The sequence below is a fragment of the Brevibacillus sp. MS2.2 genome (assembly GCF_013284345.1).
GTDB lineage: Bacteria > Bacillota > Bacilli > Brevibacillales > Brevibacillaceae > Brevibacillus > Brevibacillus brevis_C.
Window position 1 is genome coordinate 35,878 of sequence record NZ_JABSUZ010000042.1, and the last position, 8,892, is coordinate 44,769.

The 8,892-nt window shown below is 46.0% G+C and carries 3 protein-coding genes; all 3 read left to right on the forward strand.

Going from position 1 to position 8,892, the window contains the following annotated elements:
• Positions 1–38 precede the first annotated feature (38 nt).
• Complete coding sequence (gene fabD, locus HP568_RS25860; protein ID WP_048033096.1) at positions 39–1,316, forward strand: ACP S-malonyltransferase; 1,278 nt, start codon at positions 39–41, stop codon at positions 1,314–1,316.
• A complete protein-coding gene (locus HP568_RS25865; RefSeq protein WP_173630613.1) occupies positions 1,306–5,991 on the forward strand; it encodes a type I polyketide synthase in 4,686 nt (1,561 codons plus the stop codon). Before fabD ends, HP568_RS25865 begins: the two co-directional genes overlap by 11 nt.
• On the forward strand, positions 5,988–8,892 hold a 2,905-nt coding region (locus tag HP568_RS25870; RefSeq protein ID WP_173630614.1), incomplete at its 3' end, for a type I polyketide synthase. The genes HP568_RS25865 and HP568_RS25870, both read left to right, overlap by 4 nt.

Below are 8,892 nucleotides of genomic sequence, written 5' to 3' on the forward strand. Positions count from 1 at the left end.
TGCCCAGTATAACGTAACCATAAAGGGAGGAAACAGTTATGATTAAGATCGCCTTATTATTTCCAGGTCAAGGAAGTCAGTACAATATGATGGGGAAAGCTCTTTATGAAAGCTCTCCCGAGGTTAGGGAAATTTTTCATCGAACCAACGAAATTCTCGGATACGATTTGTTGGGCATTATCAACGAGGGGAATATGGAAAAATTAACGCGGACTGAATATGCGCAGCCTGCGATTTTTGCATACAGCTATGCCATTTTCCAATCCATTTGCAAGGAGAAAAAGTTTTTCCCTTCTTTTATGGCTGGTCACAGTCTTGGGGAATTTACAGCTCTTACGTGCGCGGAAGTATTCCGCTATGAGGATGCATTGCGATTGGTCATGGAAAGAGCAACGATCATGCAGCAAGCTACATCGGACGGGTTTGGCGGCATGGCTGCTATTAATGGCTTGCACCCACTTCTGGTCGAAGAGGAATGTGAGCGTGTATCGAACGGCGAGGATAAAATTGTCGTGGCCAATTACAATTCATCCAACCAGGTTGTGATTTCAGGCGCCAACTCTTTGGTGAAAGTCGCCACGGAAAATCTGGCAAAAATCGGTGCCATTACGATTCCTTTGAAGGTCTCTGCTCCTTTCCACACACCGTATCTGGAGCTCAGCAATCAAATGTTCCAGAGGGCTATCGCTCAAACGCAAATGGCTGGGCTAAAATGGCCAGTTATCTCTAATGTGGACGCAAAGCCATACTACCATCCAGCAGAAATCCGGGATAGGCTGAATGTACAAATGACCAGTGCAGTCAGATGGAAAGAGACCATCGATTATATGCTGAGACAAGGAGTGAACACCTTTATTGAGTTGGGGCCAAAAACAGCCTTGACTAATTTGATCAAACGCGACTTCTCGCATGTGCGTGCTTATTCCTATGAAGATAACTATGAGCAAATTATGTCTATTATCGATGAACAGGTGGCGGAAAAACGTCCATCCGTGGTTTCCCGTTCTTTAGGGATCGCTGTGTGCATGAGAAACGAAAACTGGGACGACGCAGAGTATCAAAAAGGCGTAATCGAACCGTACAGAAAAATACAGGCTTTGGGCAACAAACTAGAGGAAGAAGGAAGAGAAGAGTCCTTTGAGGATATAAAGCAAGCGATCGAGATGCTTCGTTCTGTGTTTGTGACGAAAAAAGTGCCGCTGGAAGAGCAAAAAGAGCGTTTCACTCAAATTTTTGACGAGACGAAGAAGAGACATCTGTTTGATGACTTTGCCCCTATCATGTTTGCCGAAAAGGAGGTTGTCAATGAAAAGTAAGCCTCTATTTGACGATATCCACCTCAACTTTGAAGAGGATATCGCAGGTACTTGGGGGGAATTGGGGAAGTCGGCAGATGCTCCGAAAAAAGACGTAGCGATCATTGGGATAGCTGGAAAGCTGGCTGATGCGCGCAATGTCAGGGAGTTCTGGAGTAATCTTGTGCTTGGCAAGGATTCTATCCAACGAATCCCTTTGTCGCGTAAACAAGACTACGAAGAACTTCTGTCTTATTTTTTGCAGAAAGATGTTCGGAAAGAACAAAGTGAATATGCGGAAAGCGGATATTTAGATCAAGTCGATCTGTTTGATTGTGAGTACTTTTCAATCTCGCGAAAAGAAGCCAAGCTGATGGACCCGAATCAGCGGCTTTTTTTGCAAAGCTGTGTGGAAGCGATGGAAGATGCAGGGTATGGAAAAGCTCGGTTGCGCGGAAGTCAGACGGGTGTTTTTTTAGGATACAGCAGTGATTTTGGGGGAGAATACAAGCATTTTCTTGCTGTAGACAACGCAGAAATAGCAGACTTGGCGATGACTGGGAATATCAAATCGATCATGGCTGCCAGATTGGCTTATTTGCTCGATCTGCATGGTCCCAGCATGCTGATCGATACGGCATGCTCCTCTTCACTGGTTGCCGTTCATCTTGCGTGCCAATCGATTCGCCGAGATGAGTGCGAGATGGCCTTTGCCGGAGGAGTAAAAATTCAGTTTCAACCCTTTGAAAAGGCCAATACGGGGATCGGCATCGTATCCCCAACCTTCAGAGCGCGAACCTTTGATCGCGAGGCCGATGGTACCGGCTTGGGTGAAGGTGTGGGAGTAATCTTGCTGAAAGACGCGGAAAAGGCAATCCGAGATGGAGATCATATTTACGCCCTAATAAAGGGAAGTGCCATCAACCAGGATGGGCAATCCATTGGTATAACTGCGCCCAACTCTAAGGCCCAGGAAGACTTGATTATAAGGGCCTGGCAGGATGCAGGCATTCATCCAGAGTCCATCTCACTGATCGAGGCTCACGGCACGGCAACCCGTTTGGGGGATCCGGTAGAGATAGAGGGCATCAAAAGAGCTTTTGACAGGTACACCACGAAAAAACAGTTTTGTGCGATTGGGTCGGTCAAAACGAACATCGGCCATTTGGATCATGCAGCCGGAATATCTGGCCTGTTGAAATGTATCCTCGCATTGCAGCACGAGATTGTGCCACCAACGCTGCACTTTCAAAGCCCAAACCAAGAAATCGATTTTGTGAATTCGCCTGTTTATGTGAACGACGAAGCCCGGTTGTGGAAAAAGGGGGAGCACCCCCGGAGATGCGGGATCAATTCTTTCGGGTTGAGCGGAACCAACTGCCATCTCATTCTGGAACAATATCACCAAGCCGAAGAAGTGTCCTCACAAAAAAACAAAGAAGAACAATGGTACATGCTCGGGTTATCAGCGAAAAACCCCACTGTGTTAGATAAGCTGGTCAGCGATTATGATCAGTGGGTCAAGCAGGCAGGAGTCATCAATCTGGAGAGCTTATGCTACACAGCGAATGTTGGTCGGGATCACTTTGCCCATAAACTGGCGATCGTGTTTCAAGATCAAACCGATTTACTGGAAAAGTTGCATTCTATTCGCAAATCCGGCGTCGAAAAGATTGTCAATGAGCATGTGTTTTATCGGGGGCTTTCTATCCAGAAAGTAAGAGATGTCAGCCTGGTTGGTAAAGAGAATTCCATTTTCGGCGAGATGATCCATTGGGCATTGAAGTATATCGAAGGCGAGCCAATTCCTTGGAACGACCTTTACTCTGCTCAACGGCATCCATTGATTAGCTTGCCTACGTATCCGTTTCAGGATATTCGCTGCTGGATCGAGCCGAAAGATTTGGAGAAAAAACTCGCTCCTCTTGTCGACCAATGCCTTGTAAGCAGTAATGGCGTTGATATTTATGAAACGAAGTTTTCGGTCGACACGCATTGGGTACTGGCGGAACATAAAATTGCTGAGCATTACGTTTTGCCTGGAACCGCTTATCTGGAAATGATGAGCCAGATTGTTCGAAAAACGATACCTCAGCAGGACGTGTTGGCACTAGAAAACGTCATGTTTTTACAGCCACTTCAAGTCAAAGAAGGGGAAAAAAAGAGCGTCCACATTGTCCTGCAAAAACAAAAGTTATCGTATGACGTCATGGTCACTTCGATGTTGGAACATTCGGATGAGTGGGTCGTTCACTGCCGAGCAAAAGTGCTTGTTCAGTCTGAACAGCAGCATCAGCAAAAGCAACTGTCTCTTCCCGAATTGCTGAGGGGAGCAAACAAGCAGTCGGTATCCGGGTATAAACCAGAGGCTGATGCCCCTGTTCAAACAGGCCCGCATTGGGAGTGCATGAAAGAGATTTATATGGAAGCGGACAGAATTGTCGCCTTTTTTGAACTGCCTGTTCAATTTGCTCATGAGTTGCACACTTTTGTTCTCCATCCTTCTTTGTTGGATTGCGCGGTTAATATTCCGATCAGTCAAATTCGCGATGGATTGTTTTTGCCTTTTCGGTATAAAAAACTCATTTTTTCTGGGGCCATGCCGAGCAAATTTTACAGTTTGCTGCAGATGAAAGAGAAAGATGCGGCGACCATGCAGGAAGCAATCTCCTTTGATATCATCCTCCTCAACGAAAAAGGAGAGGTTTTCGCTGAAATACAAGAATACACCTTGAAAAGAGTGAATATGGCAGAAGCATCTTCCGCCGCGTTCTCTTCCAAAGGGCTGTTTCATCAAATTGTTTGGGAAGCCAGGCCATTGCGTGAAGAAAATAAAAATCAGGACACAACGCCGCACACGCTTGTTTTTAGTGGTCATGACCCTTTCTCTCAACAACTGATGGAGGAACTCAAAAGGAACGGAACCCCTACCATTCTCGTTACGGTTGGTGATCATTTTGCCAAGCTCGATGACTTCCATTATGAGGTTACTGTCAATCAACAAGATTTCGATGCGCTATGGAAGGAAATCGGGAACAAGGCTGTGCAGCGCATCATCCACTGCTTTTCTCTGTCAAAGATCAACGGTGACCAGATTGGAGACGAAGGTTTGTTCAGTCTCTTCTATCTGACGAAGAGTTTGATTGCCTTAAACGTACGACACAAAATTGATCTGGTCCTGATTGGCGATCAGGCGTTTCCTGTTACAGATACGGAGCCTGCACTAAATCCGATTCACAATGCTTTCTATCATCTCGGAAAAGTAGTCAGCAGTGAATGGTCTCACTTGCGCTGCCGTTCTATTGATCTGGATACAGATACAGATATCTCTGCGATTATTGCCGAACTGGAGCATCAGCCAGACAGTTACATTGCAGCGTACAGACGCGGTCAGCGCTTCGTGCAAAAAATGAAGGAGCTGGATCACCAGTCATCTCTACCACAAGAGCTCAGCCTGACTCAATCGGGCTGTTATTTAATCACAGGTGGAACGGGTGGGTTAGGCTTGACCATTGCCTTGCACCTAGCAGGGAAGAAGCAGATCCATTTCGTGTTGGTAAGCAGATCAGGCTTTCCAGCAGAAGATGATTGGGAAGAGATTGTACAAAAAGGAGAGCAACAAGAAGTAATACGAAGAATCAAGATGCTGCAAAAAATTACAGAGTCAGGCAGTACATATACGATCTACAGGGCGGATGTTGCGTGCAAAGAACAGCTAGCGGCCTTGCTCGAAGAAGTCAGAGAAACATTCGGCAGCATCAACGGAGTGATTCATGCAGCTGGAGTAGCCGGGGATCAATTTTTATTCAATAGGGAAGAGGAACGTTTTCGTGAGGTGATTCAAGCCAAAATAGCGGGGAGTATGAATTTGGCCCAATTGATCACCGAACCGCTGAAATTTTTCGTCTGCTTTTCATCTGTCTCTACGCTGGAAGGTACGCCAGGACAAGGTGATTATGTGGCGGCAAACGGCTTTTTGGACAGCTTCGTCCACAGCCTACCTGTCTATCAAAACGGAATTACGCTAAATTGGGCGCCGTGGGAAGAGATCGGTATGGCCTATGATTATGGAACCTTCCAAAAAGAGCTGATCTTCCACCTGCTGTCATCGAAGACTGCTGTTACTGCATTTGATGCTGCACTTGCCCTTGGCGAGAAACAAATAGTGATAGGTAGAATCAATAAAGAGGTGGCTATAAAGAATTTCCAAAGCAACTTCTTTTACGAGGGAAACAGACTGTTGATCGATTATGTGGAACAGTCGAAGGGGCTTCGAGAAAACCATATTGCTCAGACGTCCCCAAGCGTGTTTCATGGGAATCCAAGGCACGCTTCCCTGCACGAAATCAAAGAGTTGATTCGCCAGTTATGGATCACACTGTTGGAATCTGATTCCATTCAAATGGATGATAATTTTACGTCCCTTGGAGGGAATTCCATTTTTGCTGTATATCTGCTCCAGGAATTGGAAAAATTCTTTCCAGATCAGCTGGGCATCTCGGATATTTTTACTTATCCCACGATTAATAAGATGGCCGAATATCTGTATTCCAGAATGGGAAGTGAGCAACCACTATCATCCGGCAGTATGGATCAGGAGGATGAAGATCAAAATCTCGATCAAATCTTGCATCGCTTAGCCAACGGTGAGCTCGATGTGGAAGAGATCGATCGATTGCTGGGAGAAGAGGAATGAAAGAAACGAGAAAATACATTTATCAGCAGATAAAGGATCAGCAATTAAGCGTCGAGAAGTCCAAGGTCATTCTGAAAGAGATCAAAAATGCAGGCTTGAAAAAAAACAAGGATATCGCGATTATCGGAATGGCTGGCCGCTTCCCGGGTGCTAGCAATCTGGATGAATACTGGCACAATTTGATGGCCGAGGTCGACTGCATCACGGATTTTCCGAAGAGCAGGCAAACGGGTGTCGAAGGATTTATCAGCAAGATGTATCAGGGAACTTCAGCAGACGTTGTCTATGAAAAGGGCGGATATCTGGACCATATTGATCATTTTGACGCGGAATATTTCAAGATTTCCAATAAGGAATCCGTCATGATGGACCCCATGCAACGCCTTCTCTTGACTACCGTTATGGAAACCGTGGAGGATGCTGGGTACGGGGGAAATCGAATCGTTTCATCCAAAACCGGCGTTTTTATTGGAAGAGACCACACTGTAGGGAACATGTACACGCACTTGTTGGACCAAACGGACGAGTTGGCGCTAACTGGTTCCTATACCGGCATTTTGGCCAGCCGGATTTCCTATTTTCTCGATTTAAAGGGACCTAGCGTGGTCGTAGATTCCGCTTGTTCATCAGGATTGTTAGCCATTCACAATGCGTGTCAAGCAATCAGGAACAACGATTGCGACATGGCGATTGCAGGCGGCGTTTCCCTGATTTTCTTCCCGGTTAAAAACCCTGCTTTTGGCTTGGTGGAATCCAAGCTACATCTAGTTAAGCCTTTTGACAAAAATGCAGATGGAACGCTATGGGGAGAAGGGTTTGGGGCATTATTACTGAAGCCACTGGATAAAGCCATCCAGGATCGGGATCATATTCATGCCGTCATCAAAGGAAGTGCGGCTAATAACGATGGGAAATCGAATGGAATCACAGCACCCAATGCGATCGCTCAAGAAGAAGTGTTCACAAAAGCCTGGATGAATGCCGAGATTTCACCCGAGACGATCCGATTTATTGAAGCACATGGTACAGGCACAGTTCTTGGCGATCCAATCGAAGTTCAAGCATTAAGCAATGCTTTTAAAAAATATACGTCGAAGAAACAGTTTTGCGGAATCGGTTCGGTGAAATCAAATATCGGTCATCTTGCGGCCGCTTCAGGGATCGCTTCTGTCTTTAAAGTAATTATGTCCCTCAAACATAAGAAGATGGTCAGCACCCTTCATTTTGACGATCCGAATCCATTCATCGACTTTATGGGCTCGCCGCTCTATATGGTGGACAAGCTCCAGGAATGGCAGCGGGATCAACAGGATATTCCACTTCGCGCAGGTGTGAGTTCATTTGGTTTTAGCGGCACGAATTGCCATCTCGTACTGGAGGAAGCGCCAGTTGAAAAAGCGGATGCGCCGCCAGTTCGTCCTTTTCAGATTTTTACCGCTTCGGCTAAAGATAAAGATACCTTGTTCGAACTGATATCTCGCTATCGCCATTTTGTCAATCATCAGGAGAACTTGTCTTTGGAGGAGCTTTGTTTTACTTCGGTAATGGGTAGAGGACATTATACATGCCGTCTTGCCCTAATCGTTCGCAGTTTGCACGAATTAAAAGAAAAGCTAAATCAGGTCTTTTTGGAGCGTCTTCCCTACAGTCGAGAGGTCGAAGGAATCTATTACAACGAGTTTAAGGTCGTTCCGGAAAGCAAATTGGATAAAGCAAATGGTGAGATTACCGAATCGGGCTTGCATCAGTTGCTGGATAAAGCTCGGCAACTGATTACCAGCGTTTCCTCTGCTGATTTTCAGGGGATGTCTGACATCTGCCAGCTCTATGTGCAGGGAGCGGAAATAGATTGGCGGTATTTCTATCAGTCCGGGGAGTACCAACGATTGTCGTTGCCTCCTTATCCTTTTAAAAAGACCGTTTTTTGGCCGCTGGTGGATGTGGGTCAGGGAGGAGAGGCTCAAACGCTGATCCCGCAAAATAAGGAAGTCATTCCTGGCCTTAAAGTATTGGAATCCTATCGGCAGAGCATCTATGAAATGCCATTACGGATGGAAAATCAGTGGATTTTGCAAGAGCATCTCATGATGGGGTACCATATCGTGCCTGCGACCGCATTCATGGAATGGGCGAGAAAAGCTGGATACAGTCATTATGGAAACGACGCTTTTGAGTTGCGGGATTTTCGGTTTATCAGTCCGTTGGTCATCCCGGAGAAACAAGAGCATTTGGTCCATACGATTTTGGAAAGTCTAGATGAACAGCTTCACTTGCGTATAGTCAACCGTAATTCTTCCCATCACGCGGGAGTCAATCACGAGTGGCAACTGAATGTGGAAGGAAAAATCATTCCTGTCGAAGCTGCAAAGGCTCCTTGGATGGATCTTCAGCGGATCAGGGAAGAAGGCGCTTGGGAGCAGGTAGAAGCGAAAATTGAAACCATACGTGGGCGTACCAAATTTGGTCCGCGATGGAACAATATTCATTCACTGACGAAATGCGAAGATCGTGTGCTGGTCCGGGTAAAATTGCCAGAAGCTTACCTAGATGATTTTTCGGTGTACGGCTTTCATCCAGCTTTACTAGATACCGGGCTAAATGCTGTAACCATGTTTATCTTGGAAAATCTCTACCTCCCCTTTTCCTTTAAGCGCATGAGCATCTACGGAAAAATGTCTTCGTCGTTTTACAGCTACCTGCGAAAGAGGGAAACTCAGGGGGATAACCGAGAGACGGTTTCCTACGATATCAGTCTGATCGACGAGCAAGGAAATGTATTTGCGGAAGTAGAGAACTATACGTTGAAACGTGTCTCTTCTGCCATGGTCGCCCAAGATTTGTTTTATCAGATTCGTTGGGTACAATCACCGCTTAAAGAAATCGGGAATATCACAACGGATG

Coding starts and splice junctions, on each gene's coding strand:
- fabD (WP_048033096.1), top strand. CDS start 39: ATGATTAAGATCGCCTTATTATTTCCAGGTCAAGGAAGTCAGTACAAT.
- HP568_RS25865 (WP_173630613.1), top strand. CDS start 1,306: ATGAAAAGTAAGCCTCTATTTGACGATATCCACCTCAACTTTGAAGAG.